Here is a 15425-nt window from a genome sequence, read left to right on the forward strand (position 1 = left end):
GCCCTGTCCGCCCGGACCCCCCGGCCCGGGGCGGCCGGCGCCGGGCTGCTGTCGTGGCGCCCCTGGCGGGGGACCTGCCGGTCGCGGCGGCGGATACCCGCCGGGGCCCGGTTGCGAACCGCCACGCTGGGGGCGGCCGCCGTGCGGTCCGTCGTCATAGGGCGAATTCACAGCCTGGATCTCCAATAACTACTCGATACGGTCCTGTAGCTCGATGCGGTCACGTGCCACCGCGGCGGGCAGATCTGCCCGCTGATCAGCAGTCGACGTGGCCTTTCACTCGGCGCGGGTGCCGGTGCGGCGGCGACGCCCGGTCGGTGCCGGGGCCTGGCCCACCACGTAGGACTGCACCAGATGGTTCCAGCTGCAGGTCCGGCATACCTCGACCACGTGCACCGAGAACTCTTCGCGAGACTCGGCGAGCCGAATCAATTCCTCCGGCGTACGTGCCGACCCGGCAGCCTGACCCAGTCCGTCACCGTAGACCCACGATACGAGGGTGAGCTGTTCTTTTCGGCAGATAGGGCATGTGACCTCGCTCCCGCGCCCGTGGAACTTCGCCGCGCGCAGCAGATAGGGATTCGCGTCGCATACCTCGGATACAGCTACTCGCCCCGCATAGACATCGGCCAGCAGCGACCGGCGCCGGAGCGCATAGTCCACTACCTGCCGCTGTATTCGCACGCGACCCAGAGTACTTGCGGGTGTCCTCTGCTCGCACGCTGTATCTTCTGCCTCCGCTTCGCTCCGGCTGTTCGCGGCCCCCGTAACCCGGTTCTTCCCTCCTCCGCTCCTCCGCTTCGCTCCCCCGTTCCGTCAGTCCAGAACCGGCGGGCCGCGAACCACGAGGTCTTCTACAAGACCTTTTGGTTTGTGAGGAGTGTCTCGTGTGCCGGGTTCATGCCGGTTGTGTAGCCGCAAATATATCGGCGCGATATAGTTTCGTACTGCATCCATCGGTTAGATCTGTAGACAACAGTCAGGAGGGGGTGAGGCCCGGTGCTCGAGTTGGCAATCCTCGGGCTGCTCCTGGAATCTCCGATGCACGGTTACGAGCTGCGCAAGCGGCTCACCGGGCTGCTGGGCCCCTTCCGGGCCTTCTCCTACGGGTCGCTCTATCCGACCCTGCGGCGCATGCAGTCCGACGGCCTCATCGCGGAAGAGATTCCACCGGGGTTGACCACGCGGCGTGCGCGGCGGGTTTACCAACTGACTGATTTCGGGCGGGAGCGGTTCGCCGAACTGCTGGCCGATACCGGACCACAGAACTACACCGACGACGGCTTCGGCGTTCATCTGGCCTTCTTCACTCGCACCCCCGCGGAAGCGCGGATGCGGATCCTGGAGGGTCGGCGGAGGCAGGTCGAGGAGCGCCGAGAGGGCTTGCGGGAGGCGATCAAACGAGCCAGCGGGCAGCTGGATCGCTACACCCGCCAACTCCATCAACTCGGTCTCGAATCAAGCGAGCGCGAAGTGCGCTGGCTCAACGAGTTGATTGCTGCGGAGCAATCGACGAAGGCGGCACCACAGAAAGAGGGAAATAGCGGCCATGAGTGACATCAACACCGAAGTACGGGTGGCCATTGTCGGTGTAGGAAACTGCGCTTCTTCCCTGGTCCAGGGCGTGCAGTACTACCGGGACGCCGACGCCGACGCGACAGTGCCGGGTCTCATGCACGTCAAGTTCGGCCCCTACCACGTCCGCGACGTCAAGTTCGTCGCCGCGTTCGACGTGGACGCCAAGAAGGTCGGCTTCGACCTGGCCGACGCGATCTTCGCCAGCGAGAACAACACCATCAAGATCTCCGATGTGCCGCCGTCGGGCATCTCCGTGCTGCGTGGTCCGACGCTGGACGGCATCGGCAAGTACTACGCGGAGACCATCGAGCTCTCCGACGCCGAGCCGGTCGACGTCGTCCAGGTCCTGAAGGACGCGAAGGTCGACGTGCTCGTGTCCTACCTGCCGGTGGGCTCGGAGGAGGCCGACAAGTTCTACGCGCAGTGCGCGATCGACGCGGGTGTGGCCTTCGTCAACGCGCTGCCGGTGTTCATCGCCTCGGATCCGGTGTGGGCCAAGAAGTTCGCCGATGCCGGTGTGCCGATCGTCGGCGACGACATCAAGTCGCAGGTCGGCGCGACCATCACGCACCGCGTCATGGCCAAGCTGTTCGAGGACCGCGGTGTCACGCTGGACCGCACCTACCAGCTGAACGTCGGCGGCAACATGGACTTCAAGAACATGCTCGAGCGTGATCGCCTGGAGTCCAAGAAGGTCTCCAAGACCCAGGCCGTGACCTCCAACCTCGAGGGTCCCCTCGCCGGCAAGGTGCACGACCGCAACGTGCACATCGGCCCGTCGGACTACGTCGAGTGGCTCGACGACCGCAAGTGGGCCTACGTCCGCCTCGAGGGTCGCGCCTTCGGCGACGTGCCGCTGAACCTGGAGTACAAGCTCGAGGTGTGGGACTCCCCGAACTCGGCCGGCATCATCATCGACGCGGTGCGCGCGGCGAAGATCGCCAAGGACCGCGGCATCGGCGGACCGGTCATCCCGGCCTCGGCCTACCTGATGAAGTCCCCGCCGAAGCAGATCGCGGACGACATCGCCCGCGCCCAGCTCGAGGCGTTCATCATCGACGCGGAGTAGTCGCCCCATCGAGGAAACTCGACACAGGTGAGGGAGCCCCGGCCGGATACCCGGCCGGGGTTTTGCCGTGTCGGGGGCCCGTGGCGACCCCGGCGACGAAGCCGCCCCCGCGATCCGATCGCGGGGGCGGCCTTCGGTTTTCGGTGCCCGGGGTCCGGCGTCCGTTCCGCCGTGCCCGTGCTCTCGACGTCAGTCGAGGGAGATGTAGACCTCGACCGAGGTCGGTCCGGTGTAGCGCTCGATCTCGGCGCGGTGCGAGCGCGTGATCGTGCCCGCGCTCTCGGCCTTGGCGACCTTGGCCCACGCGGTGCGCAGCAGATCGTAGGGCTTGTCCGACACCACGAACTTGGCGTAGCGGCCGGTGGGAATCCGGGTGACCACGTCGCCGGTGTCCAGCTGATCCAGGCCGGGCACCTCGTACCCGAGAATGGCGACGGCGTGGTCGTTCTGGCCGATGTAGGCCGCGACGCGTTCGACCTTCTTCTCGCGGGCGAGATAGCGGTCCCAGGTGAAGTTGACCAGATCCAGGTCCCGGGCCGTGACCTCGCGCCCGGCCAGGGGGATCGTGAGTCCGCCGACCAGGAACGCGTCCATGGTGATGATCTCGAAATCCACGGCCCCTACCCCTCCGCGCCGGTGTCGAGCGCGACGAAAACCTCTACGGTCCGGGAGTCCGGATACCGTTCGTAATCCCCGGTGTACGCGCGGGTCAGCGTGCCCGAGGCTTCCAGGTCCCACACCGTGCGCCAGATGGCGGCGATGACGTCGCCCAGATTGTCGCCGCTGCGGCTGAAACGGGCGAACTTGCCCGCGGGGATGCGCGCGAGCACGTCACCGGGCTGTAGGTCGTCCAGCGTCCGGCACCGGTAGCCGACGATATGGGTCAGGTACGAACCGATTTCGGGCGCGTGATCGACATACGCGGTCGCGGGTGGACCGGGCAGGCTGCGCGCGAGGTTCTGTTTCCAGGCCTCCTCGACCTTGGCGCGGCGCGGTCCTTCGACCGCCAGCGCCGGGCTGCGTAGCACCGTTCCGGCCACCAGCGTTTCGTGGCGTTCAACGACATTGAAATCCACCGGCGTCGCCCCTAAGTCTCGTGCTGTCTCCGACCCCACCCTGCTCCTGACCCGCATCCTGCCACCGATCTCCGGAGTCGATGGCACCGGTGGCCGATTCCACAATATCCGCGGCCGGGGGCAGATGGGTCCGGTCGTCATGATTCATGATCAACAACGATGGGGAAGTCATCTGCGCCGACCTTAACCCGGAACCGGGATGGACAGTCCCGGGAAGATCTCGACCTGCCGGGGTTCGGGCGCCGGCGGGATGATGACCACGGGTTCCTGCTGCGGGCCCGGCCCCGGATTGAGGATGTCGTAGTTCGGATCGGCCGGTGCGGAGCCGGCGATCGGGACCGGATTGGGGAACTGTTCCACCGGCGCGCCGTCCAGCGCGCCGTCCATGGTCTGCTTCCAGATATCGGCGGGCAACCCGGATCCGTAGATCGCGCTGCCGCGCGCGGTGCGAATCGGCTGGGACTGTTCGGTTCCCACCCACACCGCGGTGGACAGCGACGGTGTGAACCCGACCATCCAGGCGTCCTTGTTGTATCCGGTCTCACCGAGCTGGGTGGTGCCGGTTTTGGCCGCGGACGGGCGGCCCGCCAGATCGTGTCCGTTGGAGTAGCCCGCGATGGGCAGCATGGCCTGGGTGACGCTGTCGGCGATGGTGGTCTGGATGCGCTGTTCGGTGCGCTGCGGGTCGGCGTCGCGGTCCAGCAGCACCCGGCCGTCGCCGGTCACCACCTTCTGCACGAAATACGGTGCGCGGTAGGCCCCGGAGGCGGCCAGGGTGCCGTACGCCGAGGCCATGTCGATGGGCCGCACCGAATACGCGCCGAGCACGATGGCGGGCAGCGGCGGCCCGCCGTCCTCGGTCAGGGTGCGCCCGGCCACGCCCGGGATCTGCTCCGGGATTCCGGCCTGGTGCGCGGCCTTGGCGATGGCCTCGGGCCCTTCGAACAGCGCCTGGCTGAGCCGGTAGAAGCTGGTGTTGAGCGAACGCTTGAACGCCTCGCTCAGCGGGCAGGTGCCGCAGGACTCGTCCTGCACGTTGGAGATCTTCTCCCCGTTCACGGTGATCGGCGCGCTGTCGAGCCGGTAGGACAGCGGGATGCCCTGTTCCAGGGCGGCCAGCACCGCGAAAGTCTTGAAGGCCGAACCGGTTTGCAGGGGCGCCTGCGCGAAGTCGAAGCCGATGCCGTCCGGCCCGCCGTAGTAGGCGCGCACCGCGCCCGTGCGCGGATCGACGGACACCACCGCGGTGCGCAGCTCACCGGGCTGGCCGCCCATGATGTTGCCCACCGAGTTCAGCGCCGACTGCTGGGCCCGCGCGTCGATGGTGGTGATGATCTGCAGCGCACCGGTATTGATCTCCTGCTCGCTGACCCCGGAGGAGCGCAGCTCGCGCAGCACCTGGGCGCGGATCAGGCCCTCGGGCCCGCGCGGGATGCTGTCGTCGAGTTCGGTGATCGGCAGGATGCCGGGAAACACGGTGGCGGCCCGCTCGTCCCGGGTGAGCTTGCCCATCTCGATCATGCCGTCCAGCACGTAGGCCCAGCGTGCCCGCAGCGGCTCCAGATGGGTTTCGGGGTCGAGTGTGGAGGGGGCGCGCACCACGGCGGCGAGTACCGCGCCCTCGGCGAGGGTCAGTTCCGGGACGGGCTTGCCGAAGTACGCCTTGGCGGCGGCGGAGATGCCGTACGCGCCGCGCCCGTAATAGATGGTGTTGAGGTAGGCGGCGAGGATGTCGTCCTTGCTCCACTGGCGCGCCATCTTGGCGGAGATGATGAGTTCGCGCATCTTGCGGCTCAGCGTGCGTTCCGAACTCAGGAAGGCGTTCTTCACGTACTGCTGGGTGATGGTGGAGCCGCCGCCGGCGTCTTCGCGGCCCAGGAAGTTGTCGCGCGCCGCGCGCACGAAGGCCGAGGTGGAGTAGCCGGGATTGGTGTAGAAATTGCGGTCCTCGGCCGAGAGCACGGCCAGGCGGACCGGTTCGGGCACGTCCCGCAGCGGCACCGGAATCCGATTGCCCTCCGGCGGAACGACCTTCGCGATGACGCCCTGGCCGTCGGAGGTGAGGATGGTGGCGATCTGGTTGGTCTGCACCGAATCCGGGTCGGGGATCTCCGCGCTCCAGTACGCGAGGGTCAGCACCAGCGACGGCAGCGCGAAGAAGATGAGGAACAGCGACAGCGCGAGCCTGCGCAGGCGTTGCGCTCGGGTCCGCATCGGCCGCCGGGCCCGCCCCGGTTCCGACCCGCCCGGTCCCGCGGGGGGCTTTCTCCGGCGCTGCGGCCTGCTGTGCCCGGTTTGTCGGGGCAATTCGGTCGTGATCTCGTTCCAGCCTGCCATGCTGGCGTACGGTGCCGGTTCCGGGCGGCGCCGTTTGCGGGACGAGCTCACGAGCATCTCCTTTGGGAGCGTTCGACAAAGCTTGCGTACTTGCGCGGGCCGCGGGCGCGGCGCGACCCATGCTAGTGGACGCATCCTTTCCCGCCGTTCAATTGCGCGGGGTCGGTTCGCTTGTCCGGAACCGGAACGAAACAGGGGTTCCGGCGGTCCGAGACCGCCGAAACCCCTGGTGTTCAGCACAGTTTCGACTGTGCCGGCGTTGTCAGCTCTTGACGCCGCCGGCGGTGAGGCCCGAGATGATCCGGCGCTGGAACAGCAGCACCATGATCACGAGCGGAATCGTCACGATGGTGCCCGCCGCCATGATCGCGGTGTACGGCTCCACCTGCGGGTTGTTACCTGAGAAGCGCGCGATGGCCACGGTCACCGGTTCGGTGGAGTCCACCGAGAGCAGCCGCGCCAGCAGGTACTCGTTGACCGAGGCGATGAAAGCCAGGATGGCGGTGGTGAATACGGCCGGCGCCGCCAGCGGCAGCATGATCAGCCGGAAGGCCTGGAAGCGCGAGGCGCCGTCGATGCGCGCGGCTTCCTCCAGTTCCCAGGGCAATTCGGTGAAGAACGACGCCAGGATGTACACCGTCATCGGCAGCACGAACGAGATGTTCGGGATGATCATGGCCTGGTAGTGGCCGATCCAGCCGATATCGGTGAACAGCTGGAACAGCGGGGTCACCAGCACCACCGCGGGGAACATGGAGGCGCTCAGGATGATGCCCGAGACCAGGTACTGACCCTTGAAGGTCAGCCGGGCCAGCGCGTAGGCCGCCATCACGCCGATGAGCAGCGCGACCACCGTGGTCGCCGCGCCGATCGCGACGCTGTTCACCAGCGCGCGCCCGAAGTCGTTGCCGCGACTGGTGTCGAAGGCGTTGCGGAAGTTCTCCATGGTCACGTGGGTGGGCCACGGGGTGTTGTCGAACGTGTAGTCCGGGTCGCGCAGCGCGGTGACGACCATCCAGTAGAACGGTCCCAGGCCCCAGACCAGCACGATCAGCGCGCCCAGGTACACCCGAGCCGAGGCGAGGCGTTTCGTCCACGGAACCGCCTGCGGGGCGGGCGCTTTCGGAGCGGTCGCGGCCTGCACCTCGTCCACGGCGGGAGATTTCGACATGCTCACGTTCATCAGTGGGCCTTCCGCTGCTCTTCCTGAGTGCGAACCGCGTTGGCGCCCAGCACTTTGACCAGCATGAACGCGACCGCGAAGATCAGGAAGAAGGTGATCACGGACAGCGCCGACGCGCTGTTGGGGCCCTGGCGGACCTGATCGACCACCAGCATGGAGATGGTCCGGGTGTGCGGGTTGTCCTGGGTCAGGATCGCGGGCAGGTCGTACATACGCAGCGCGTCCATGGTGCGGAACAGCACGGCCACCAGCAGCGCGGGCTTGAGCAGCGGCAGCGTGATGTGCACGAAGCGCTGCCACGCCGACGCGCCGTCGACCCGGGCCGCCTCGTACACGTCGTTCGGAATGACCTGCAGCCCGGCCAGAATCAGCAGCGCCATGAACGGGGTGGTCTTCCACACGTCCGCGGCGATGACCGCGAACCGCGCCGCCCACGGATCGGCCGTCCACAGGATGTGGGTGCCGAGCACCCGGTTGACCACGCCGTCGTACTGGAACATGAACTCCCACAGCCGCGCGGTGACGGCGGTGGGGATGGCCCACGGAATCAGCACCGCCGCGCGCAGCAGCGCGCGGCCCTTGAAGGTCTTGCCCATGATGACGGCCATGCCCAGGCCGATGGTGGCTTCCAGCGCGACCGTCACCACGGTGAACAGCAGGGTGATGCCGATCGCGGTCCAGAACTGCGAGCCGAGGTTGCCGGTGGGGCAGCTGACGGTCTCGCCGAGGCCGTTGGTGCACTGCTGCAGCAGCCAGTGCGTGTAGTTGTCGAATCCGGCGGAGCCGCCGTCGACGAACATGCCGGTCGCGGGGTCCAGCCCCTGATCCTTCTGGAAGGACATCCACAGGGCGTTGGCGACCGGGTAGCCGATCACGACGGCCAGGGCGAGTAGCACCGGGCTGACGAACAGCCAGGCCTTGGCCGATCCGGGGAGGCCGGATCGGCGCTTCTGCGGCGGCGGTGCGGGTTTCACGGACTTGGTGGAGTCGGGGGACGCGACTTCGGTCGCTCCCGAAGGACGTGACACCTGTTCTCTTCTCCTACGCGACTGACTCGTCGGGGCAGCTCGTGCCGGTATTACCGACCGGCGGTCTCGATGCCCTTCTGCATCCCGTCGATCGCGGCGTCGACGGACTTCGTGCCGGTCAGGGCAGCATAGGCGTTGTCCTGGATGGCCTTGGACACCGCGGGGTAGAAGGGGGTCACCGGACGCGGCACGGCCGAGGCGATGGACTCCTTGAGCGCGGGCAGGTACGGCATCTTGGCGATGAGCGCCGGATCGTCGTACACCGAGGCGCGCACGGACGGCAGCGCGCCCGAGGCCACGATGTGCTGGGCGTCCTCGGAGATCAGGAAGCGCAGGAAGTCCAGCGCGGTGGCCTTGTTCTTGGAGAACGAGCTGATGGCCGCGTTGTACCCGCCGAGGGTGGAGGCGCCGACGCCGTCCTTGCCGGGCAGCGGGGCGACGCCGAACTTGTCCTTGACCGCGGAGGCGTCCGAGCCGGCGTCACCGAAGGTGGACGGCCAGCCGCGCATGAACAGGAGCTTGCCGCTGACGAAGGCGTTCTGGCTCTCGGGCTCCTTGAAGGAAATGGCTTCCTTCGGGATCTCGCCGTTCTTGTAGGCGTCGACCAGCACCTGCAGCCCGGCCTTGGCCTGCGGGCTGTTCACGGTCGGGGACTTGCCGTCCGGGCCGACGAAGCTGCCGCCGAAGGCGTTGATGACCTCGGCGGTGTTCACGGTCAGACCCTCGTAGGGCGCGAATTGCCCGGCGTAGCAGCTGATTCCGGCCTCGGTGGCCTTGGGGCAGTTGGCCACCAGATCGGTCCAGGTCTTGGGCGGCTCGGGGACCAGGTCCTTGCGGTAGAACAGCAGGCCGCCGTTGGTGTTGCGGGGCGCGGCGTAGAGCGTGCCGTTGTAGGTGGCCGAGGCGACGGGCGGCGAGAGCAGCGTGGAGGTGTCGATGCCGAAGCCGTCCTTGAGCGGCTGGATCCAGCCCTTGGCGGCGAATTCGGCGGTCCACGGCACGTCGAGCGCGACCACGTCGTAGTCCGACTGCTTGGCCTTCATGTGCTGGACCAGGTCGTCGTACTGCTGGGAAGCGTCGTTCGACTGCTCCTTGAACGTCACCTTCTCGTCCGGGTGCGCGGCGTTCCAGCGGTCGATGAGCTGCTTGACCGCACCGGTTTCGGTGGTGTCCTTGCCCTCGACGTAGGTGATCGGCCCGCGGCCGGTGAGGTTCTCCGAGGTGGAGTTGCTACCACTGTCGCTGGAGCACGCACTGGCGAAGGTCACCGTCAGCAGCGCTGCCGAGGTGACCACCATCGCGGCACGCGGCACGAGCGACGATCGTAGGGACGACACCTTCTTGAAAACCATCGCGGATACTCCAGGGTCGAGACGTGAGCGGCAGCACACTCAGCCGGTTGCACAAGGGAAGATACATGGTGGAGGTTCTGTGTGCCGGGACTACCTCGGTGTTCGCGCCCGGCGGCGCGGACATCCGCCCAGCTAGGCTGAGTGTCGATGTCTGCACAGGACAAGTTACTCACCAGGATCGGTGGTCTGCTCCGGCAGGCCGAATCCACCGACAACGAACACGAGGCCGAAGCCTTCCTAGCCGCAGCTCAGAAGCTTGCGACGCGGTCGGCGATCGATCTCACGGTGGCGCGCGCCCACGTGGCGAGTCGCGAGCGGCGGCCGACGCCGGCCCAGCGCGTCATCCCGATCGGCGAGCCCGGCAAGAAGGGATTGCGGACCTACGTCCAGCTTTTCGTGGCGATCGCCGCCGCGAACGATGTGCGCTGCGATGTTGCCCGCACCTCGACCACGGTCTACGCCTACGGTTTCGACACCGACATCGACACGTGCGCCGCGCTCTACGGCAGCCTGCTCGTGCAGATGGTGCGGGCCTCGGATCACTACATCAAGTCCGGGTCGTATCGCACCGCCACCACCGAGAAAGTGGTGGTGGAGACCACGCGCTGGGGCAGGCAGGTGCAGCGCCGGGTCCAGGCCCCGGTGGCGGCGGTGACCGCGCGGCTGAACTTCCAGATGGCGTTCGCCACCCGGATCGGGCGGCGGCTGGCGGAGATCAAATCCGAGGTGGAGGCCGAGGCCGTGCGCGGCGACTCCGGTCCCGCGGCGCTCGGTGCCGCGCCGACCGGTACGGCATTGGCGCTGCGCAACAAGGAGATAGAACTCACCGATTTCTACCGCGGTACGTCCGAGGCGCGCGGGACCTGGCAGGGTCCGCAGGCGTCGGCGGGGTACTCCTCGGCCGCGCGCCGGGCCGGTGACCGTGCCGGGCGGGCGGCCCGGCTCGGCAATTCCCCCGAATTGGACGGTCCCCGTGGGCAGTTGCCGCGCGGCGGGGAGTAGGTCGTGTCCGCCTGCGCCGAGTCGGGCTCGGTCGTGGTGACTCGCGGCGCGGCCGGATCGGCCCGCGGTCCGCTCGGCGAGCGGGGTGGGGCGGGCACGATCCGCCGGGCGTGGCGGCCGATTCCGCGAGTGGGTCCGGCTTCCCGGTCCGTGGCGCGGCGGTGAGCGTGCGAGATGCCCAGCGCGCTCGCGTCTATGACGCGGAGATGCTGGTGCGCGGGGTGTTCGACCGCGCCGACGAGTTCGGGGCGCGCGTCATCGAGGTCGTCGGCTCCCAGTTGACGCTGCCGATCGAGCGCCGCTTCGCGTCGGTGGAATCGGTGCAGACCTACGTGGATCGGGTGCTGGCGCTGAATTGGGTTCGGGCACAATGGGAGCCCGCCGCCCACCCGATCACCGTGCGGTCTCGCGCGGGTGCGAAAGCGGCGCACTACGAGGCCGGGAGCGCGGTCCTGGCGGTTCCCCTGCACGTGCGCGGAACCGCCTGGGCGCTGCGGGAATTGGTGATACTGCACGAAATCGCCCACCACCTCGATCCCGCCCCGGCCACCTCGGCCCCCCACGGTCCCGAGTTCTGCGATCGCTATCTGGAACTCCTGTCGGGCGTGATCGGCCCCGAGGCGGCGCTCCTGATGCGCAGCACCATGTTCGACTGTGGCGTGCGGATCGGCGCTTAGTCGCCGGGGATCCGGCCGGCCGCTCGCAACCGGGCCGATCAAGGCGGGGCGCACCGACCCTGCACGTGCGCGACCGCGAAATGTCCGGTGCTGCTCAGGGAGTGGTGTGATCGACGGCGCGTGGAGGCGATGTCGCCGGCTCGGAGTGTGCGCTGCGCGTGCGTGGGGTTCGTTCGCGCTATCGGTCGGGGAGCAGCGCGCTGACGCGATCGAGGCGGTGGCGCCACCAGCGCTCGCGCTCGGGGTCCGGATGGCGGTAGCGGTCCACCAGCGCCGGGTCGGGGGCCGGTGGAGCGGGCGGGACCGGGAGGTACCCGTCGACGGGGCGCAGGGAATCGGTGACGGTGTCGCCGGTGAGCAGGGACAGGGTGTCCAGACCGCAGGCCAGGTCGAGTTCGGGAAGGGTTGCGGCCAGCCGGATCTGGGCGGCGAGACCGACGCTGGTCTCCAGCGCGGAGGACACGATGCAGGGCAGGCCCGCGGCCGCGGCCACCCGCAGCGCGCGTCGGACCCCGCCCAGCGGCGTGCATTTGAGCACCGCGACGTCCGCGGCCCCGGCCACCGCCACGCGCAGCGGATCCTCGGCGCGGCGGATGGATTCGTCGGCGGCGATGCGCACCGTGACCTTGCGGCGGACCTCGGCGAGTTCGGAGATGGTGCGGCAGGGTTGTTCGACGTACTCCAGACCGCCTGCCGCGCGGTCGATTCGCGCGATGTGCTCGATCGCGGTCGCCACGTCCCACACGGCGTTGGCGTCGACGCGGATCGCGCCGCCGGGTCCGAGCGCCTCGCGCGTCGCGGCGACCCGGTCCAGATCCTCGGCGAGGGAGCCGGGATGGTCGGCGACCTTCACCTTGGCGGTGCGGCAGCCGGAGGCGGCCACGATCTCGCGCGCCCGCTCCGGCCCGACCGCGGGCACGATGCAGTTGACCGGCACCCGATCCCGCACCGGTTCGGGCCAGCCCGCGCTCACCTGCTCGACCGCCGTGGCCAGCCAGTGCGCGGCCTCGCGGTCGTCGTACTCGGGAAACGCGCAGAATTCGCCCCACCCCAGCGGCCCGGGAATCAGCATCCCCTCGCGCACGGTGATGCCGCGGAACCGCGTCCGCATGGGTATGGCGTACACGACCGCCGCATCGAAGTCCGGTCCACCAAGTTCGTCGCTCATCACCGCGCAGCCTACTCAGCGCGAACGCCCCGAATCCGCCCCGCGGGTCCCGGGGTAGCGGTCGTTCCCGTATCCGGTCAGAATCGGGAATACCGACGATCAACCGGGGGAGCCCACCAATCATGTATCCGCCCAACGAACCGCGACGGCCGGGGGCGGACAACCCGCGCTCGCTCCCCGCCCACCCCCACCCGGGCTCACCCCCACCCGCCCCGAACCTCCCTCCCATGCCGGGTCCTGCGGGCGGCTCGAACCCCCCACCTCTGCCGGGTGCCGCGGGTGGTGCGAACCTTCACCCTCTGCCGGGTGCCGCGGGCGGTGCGAACCTCTCACCCCTGCAGGGCAACCCGGGCGGACCGGGTCTCCCGCCCCTCCCCGCCACGCCCTCCGCCCCGGGCGGCCCGAACTTTCCCCCGCCCCCGGGTCCCGCCGGGGGACCCTTCGCCCCCGGCGCCGCGCCTCAGCCTCCAGCCTCCGGCCACCCCCGCACCGGCGATCTGCCGGTCCCGGGCTACCCGACGCCGGGCGCTGCGGGCCAACAGCTTCCAGGCTTCCCCGATCACCCCCGAACCGGCGATTTGCCGGCGATGAGCGGGCCGAGTGGCCCGGGTAACCCACCCAATTCGGGTGGGCCCCAGCGGATCCCGGGTCATCCCCGGACGGGCGAACTGCCCCGGCAGGGCGGACCGGGTGCTCCCGGGCCGCAACCGGGCCAGGGATTCGCACCCGGGGGCGGCAATCCGGGCCAGGCGATGCCACCCCGCCCGGGCCACCCGTCCACGGGCGATCTGCCGGCGCTGAGTGGTGCGGGCGGGCAGGGCTACGACCCCGACTCGGGTGAGCCGAGCCAGCGGCGTGGGCCGGGCTACCCGGCGGGTCCGGGTAGCCCCGGAGCGCAGCGCAATTCGGGTGCGTCCGGTCAGCCGCAGGGGCCCGGTGGTCCGGGTCAGCAGCCGGGGCCCGGTGGTCCGCAGTCGCAGGGTTACGGCGCAGGCGGACAGCCCGGGCCCGGTGGTCGGCAGTCGCAAGGGCACGGCGGGGCCGGACAGCCGGGGCACGGGCAGCCGCAGGGTCCGGGTGCGCCCGGGCAACCTCCGGGTCCGAACGGCCCGGGAGCGCAGGCCCGAGGTCAGGGACCCGGTGGCGGGCAGCAATCGCAGGGGCAAGGCTCCGCACAGCGGCCGGCCGGCGGGCAGCCGCAGGGACCCGGTGGTCCCGGTCAGCAGCCGGGGCCCGGTGGTCCGCAGTCGCAAGGGCACGGCGGACCCGGACAGCCGGTTCATGGGCAGCCTCAGGGTCCGGGTGCGCCGGGGCCCGGCTCGTTCGGGCAGCCGCAGGGACCGGCGGGACGGCCGGGTTCCGGTGACGGTCAGCAGTGGAATTCGCGGGGCGCGGCGTCGGACGGGCCGGTGCTGTCCAAGCCGCAGGGCGGCTCGAATCCCGCGCAGAGCCCGGCGGATTCGTCGCCGACTGTGCGGCGGGCGATCCCGCCGCAGCCCGGCGGCCCGTCAACGGGCGCCAATCCGGCGGTGCCGGGCGCGCGCGGCGATGTCCGCCCGGGTGGCGGTTTTGCCCCGGACACCGGGGCCGCCCCGGCGTTCTCCGGTCCGGCGTTCACCGCTGCGCGCAATGACGCACGGCCCGGCGGTTCCGACACCGGCGCGAATCCGGCCTTCTCCCCGTACGACGGCGCCACCCAGTCCTACGAAATCCCCGGCGGTGCACACGATCCGGCAGGTGGTGGTGATCCGGCGGAACCGGCGGCGACCCCGGTGAAGTCCCGCGGCGGCCGCAAGGACCTGCTGCTGGCGGGCGGCATCTACCTGGTCAACCTGGTCGTGGCGGCCCTGTGGTCCTACGACCTGTTCGGCAAGTTCTTCGACCTGGTCAAGAACCGCTGCTCGGCGAAGCGCGACTTCACGGTCGAGTGCATCGTGGAACGCCCACCCGCCCAGGGCCTCTGGGGCCTCCTGATAGGCGGCGGCGGCCTCTCCCTGGCACTGGTGGCCGCCCTGATCCTGATCGCGGTGGCGGCCATGACGAACCGCCGAACCTGGATCTACCCCGCCCTCGCCCTCCCCGTGATCGCGATAACCGGCGCGATCGGCCACTTCCTGGTCGGCAGCGCCATCGGCTGAAACCCACCCCGCCCGGCGCATTCGCCACTCCGAACACGAATGCGTCGGGCGTCTCACCCGGTGCGGTGACGAGTGAATCGCCACGCGTCCAGGTCCTGTTCTCGTGGGTGGGATCACGGTGGCCGTGGTCCCACCCGGACCCTCCGTGTCCAGCTGATTGTGGACCGTCGCTGCGAGCCGGCCATATCTGCGCCGATCGCGGACGCACCCGCCCCGAGTGCAGATCGCCGCGGGCGGCCGCGACCCGTCAGGGCCGGCCGAGCCGGGTGTCACCGGGGCTGAAGCAAAGGGCAGCCGAGTTGCATCGCGGTGGACCTGAGACGGTGCTGATCGATTGGGCCGCATTCTGATTGATAGGCGACCGGTGCGCGTCCGAAGACCCACCGGTCGGCTCTGGTGAGCCGAAACGGGCGTTTCGGGGGTGGGCCGGGCGGGAAATCCCGGGTATGGCGGACTATTGGCGGCCGCCGGTGCGCCGGTCGGATGTCGTTGTCGCGGTGGTGATCTACGCGGTGGCGGTCGGATTCGGGCTGGTGGCCGTGGCTTTGGTGCCGGAGTACGAAGTGCTGGCGCGGGAGACGGGGGAGACCCGGTACCTGCCGTACGCGTACGCGGTGGGGTGGGCGGGGATCGTGATCACGCTGCTCGTGGTGCCGCTGTGGGTGTTGCGGGCGGTGCGGTTGCGGCAGCCCGCCTGGCGGACAGCGCTACTGGCGTTTCCGCTCATGGCGGAGGCGCTGCTGCTGGGGCTGCTGGCCGCCGTCGTCGCCGTGTCGCTGTGAGCGGGCGCTTGCCATTCGTGGCTGCCCAGAGCCCG

General features: G+C 69.5%; 14 protein-coding genes. 6 read left to right on the forward strand and 8 right to left on the reverse strand.

Annotated features, from left to right (window positions below; translation table 11 throughout):
- Positions 1–276: 276 nt before the first annotated feature.
- On the reverse strand, positions 277–693 hold the full coding sequence (locus ABZ319_RS25855; protein ID WP_354989107.1) for a DUF5318 domain-containing protein: 417 nt from the start codon (positions 691–693) through the stop codon (positions 277–279).
- A 306-nt stretch (positions 694–999) separates the two neighbouring features.
- On the opposite strand from ABZ319_RS25855, the gene ABZ319_RS25860 reads away from it, so the two are divergent.
- A complete protein-coding gene (locus tag ABZ319_RS25860; protein WP_354989072.1) occupies positions 1000–1557 on the forward strand; it encodes a PadR family transcriptional regulator in 558 nt (185 codons plus the stop codon).
- Positions 1550–2647 (forward strand): inositol-3-phosphate synthase, encoded by a 1098-nt coding sequence (locus ABZ319_RS25865; protein ID WP_354989073.1) that lies wholly within the window; start codon positions 1550–1552, stop codon positions 2645–2647. Before ABZ319_RS25860 ends, ABZ319_RS25865 begins: the two co-directional genes overlap by 8 nt.
- Before the next feature lie 189 nt (positions 2648–2836).
- Here ABZ319_RS25865 and ABZ319_RS25870 read toward each other — a convergent pair whose 3' ends face one another.
- The 6 genes from ABZ319_RS25870 to ABZ319_RS25895 all read right to left on the reverse strand — a co-directional run bounded on the left by ABZ319_RS25870 (position 2837) and on the right by ABZ319_RS25895 (position 9623).
- The gene (locus ABZ319_RS25870; RefSeq protein WP_354989074.1) at positions 2837–3262 is read right to left on the reverse strand and encodes a GyrI-like domain-containing protein; all 426 of its coding nucleotides are present in this window, start codon (positions 3260–3262) and stop codon (positions 2837–2839) included.
- Between the two features lie 5 nt (positions 3263–3267).
- Positions 3268–3723, reverse strand: a complete 456-nt coding sequence (locus ABZ319_RS25875) for a GyrI-like domain-containing protein (RefSeq protein WP_354989075.1) — start codon at positions 3721–3723, stop codon at positions 3268–3270.
- 183 nt (positions 3724–3906) lie between these two features.
- Entirely contained in the window at positions 3907–6117 is a 2211-nt protein-coding gene (locus tag ABZ319_RS25880) for a transglycosylase domain-containing protein (RefSeq protein ID WP_354989076.1), read from the reverse strand.
- Between the two features lie 205 nt (positions 6118–6322).
- Positions 6323–7231: a carbohydrate ABC transporter permease gene (locus ABZ319_RS25885; RefSeq protein ID WP_354989077.1), complete on the reverse strand. Its 909-nt coding sequence runs from the start codon at positions 7229–7231 to the stop codon at positions 6323–6325.
- Between the two features lie 11 nt (positions 7232–7242).
- Positions 7243–8217 (reverse strand): sugar ABC transporter permease, encoded by a 975-nt coding sequence (locus ABZ319_RS25890; RefSeq protein ID WP_354989108.1) that lies wholly within the window; start codon positions 8215–8217, stop codon positions 7243–7245.
- 104 nt (positions 8218–8321) lie between these two features.
- Positions 8322–9623 carry an ABC transporter substrate-binding protein gene (locus tag ABZ319_RS25895; RefSeq protein ID WP_354989078.1) on the reverse strand — a complete coding sequence of 434 codons (1302 nt, stop codon included), beginning with the start codon at positions 9621–9623 and terminating at the stop codon, positions 8322–8324.
- A 147-nt stretch (positions 9624–9770) separates the two neighbouring features.
- On the opposite strand from ABZ319_RS25895, the gene ABZ319_RS25900 reads away from it, so the two are divergent.
- A complete protein-coding gene (locus ABZ319_RS25900; RefSeq protein ID WP_354989079.1) occupies positions 9771–10625 on the forward strand; it encodes a DUF2786 domain-containing protein in 855 nt (284 codons plus the stop codon).
- Positions 10626–10786: 161 nt separating this feature from the next.
- Positions 10787–11302 (forward strand): TIGR04338 family metallohydrolase, encoded by a 516-nt coding sequence (locus ABZ319_RS25905; protein WP_354989080.1) that lies wholly within the window; start codon positions 10787–10789, stop codon positions 11300–11302.
- A 178-nt stretch (positions 11303–11480) separates the two neighbouring features.
- Here ABZ319_RS25905 and ABZ319_RS25910 read toward each other — a convergent pair whose 3' ends face one another.
- Positions 11481–12470, reverse strand: coding sequence for an o-succinylbenzoate synthase (locus ABZ319_RS25910; RefSeq protein ID WP_354989081.1), 990 nt, complete (start codon positions 12468–12470; stop codon positions 11481–11483).
- A gap of 1409 nt (positions 12471–13879) precedes the next feature.
- On the opposite strand from ABZ319_RS25910, the gene ABZ319_RS25915 reads away from it, so the two are divergent.
- A complete protein-coding gene (locus ABZ319_RS25915; protein ID WP_354989082.1) occupies positions 13880–14608 on the forward strand; it encodes a hypothetical protein in 729 nt (242 codons plus the stop codon).
- A gap of 446 nt (positions 14609–15054) precedes the next feature.
- Positions 15055–15390, forward strand: coding sequence for a hypothetical protein (locus tag ABZ319_RS25920; RefSeq protein WP_354989083.1), 336 nt, complete (start codon positions 15055–15057; stop codon positions 15388–15390).
- Positions 15391–15425: the final 35 nt, after the last annotated feature.

Origin of the sequence: Nocardia sp. NPDC005978 (assembly GCF_040614455.1) — a bacterium.
In the GTDB taxonomy this organism is placed as follows: domain Bacteria; phylum Actinomycetota; class Actinomycetes; order Mycobacteriales; family Mycobacteriaceae; genus Nocardia.

Bases quoted from the DNA above. Each gene is read 5' to 3' on its own strand.
- ABZ319_RS25880 (WP_354989076.1), bottom strand. From the start codon at position 6,117: ATGCTCGTGAGCTCGTCCCGCAAACGGCGCCGCCCGGAACCGGCACCG.
- ABZ319_RS25900 (WP_354989079.1), top strand. From the start codon at position 9,771: ATGTCTGCACAGGACAAGTTACTCACCAGGATCGGTGGTCTGCTCCGG.
- ABZ319_RS25895 (WP_354989078.1), bottom strand. From the start codon at position 9,623: ATGGTTTTCAAGAAGGTGTCGTCCCTACGATCGTCGCTCGTGCCGCGT.
- ABZ319_RS25920 (WP_354989083.1), top strand. From the start codon at position 15,055: ATGGCGGACTATTGGCGGCCGCCGGTGCGCCGGTCGGATGTCGTTGTC.
- ABZ319_RS25885 (WP_354989077.1), bottom strand. From the start codon at position 7,231: ATGTCGAAATCTCCCGCCGTGGACGAGGTGCAGGCCGCGACCGCTCCG.
- ABZ319_RS25865 (WP_354989073.1), top strand. From the start codon at position 1,550: ATGAGTGACATCAACACCGAAGTACGGGTGGCCATTGTCGGTGTAGGA.
- ABZ319_RS25910 (WP_354989081.1), bottom strand. From the start codon at position 12,470: ATGAGCGACGAACTTGGTGGACCGGACTTCGATGCGGCGGTCGTGTAC.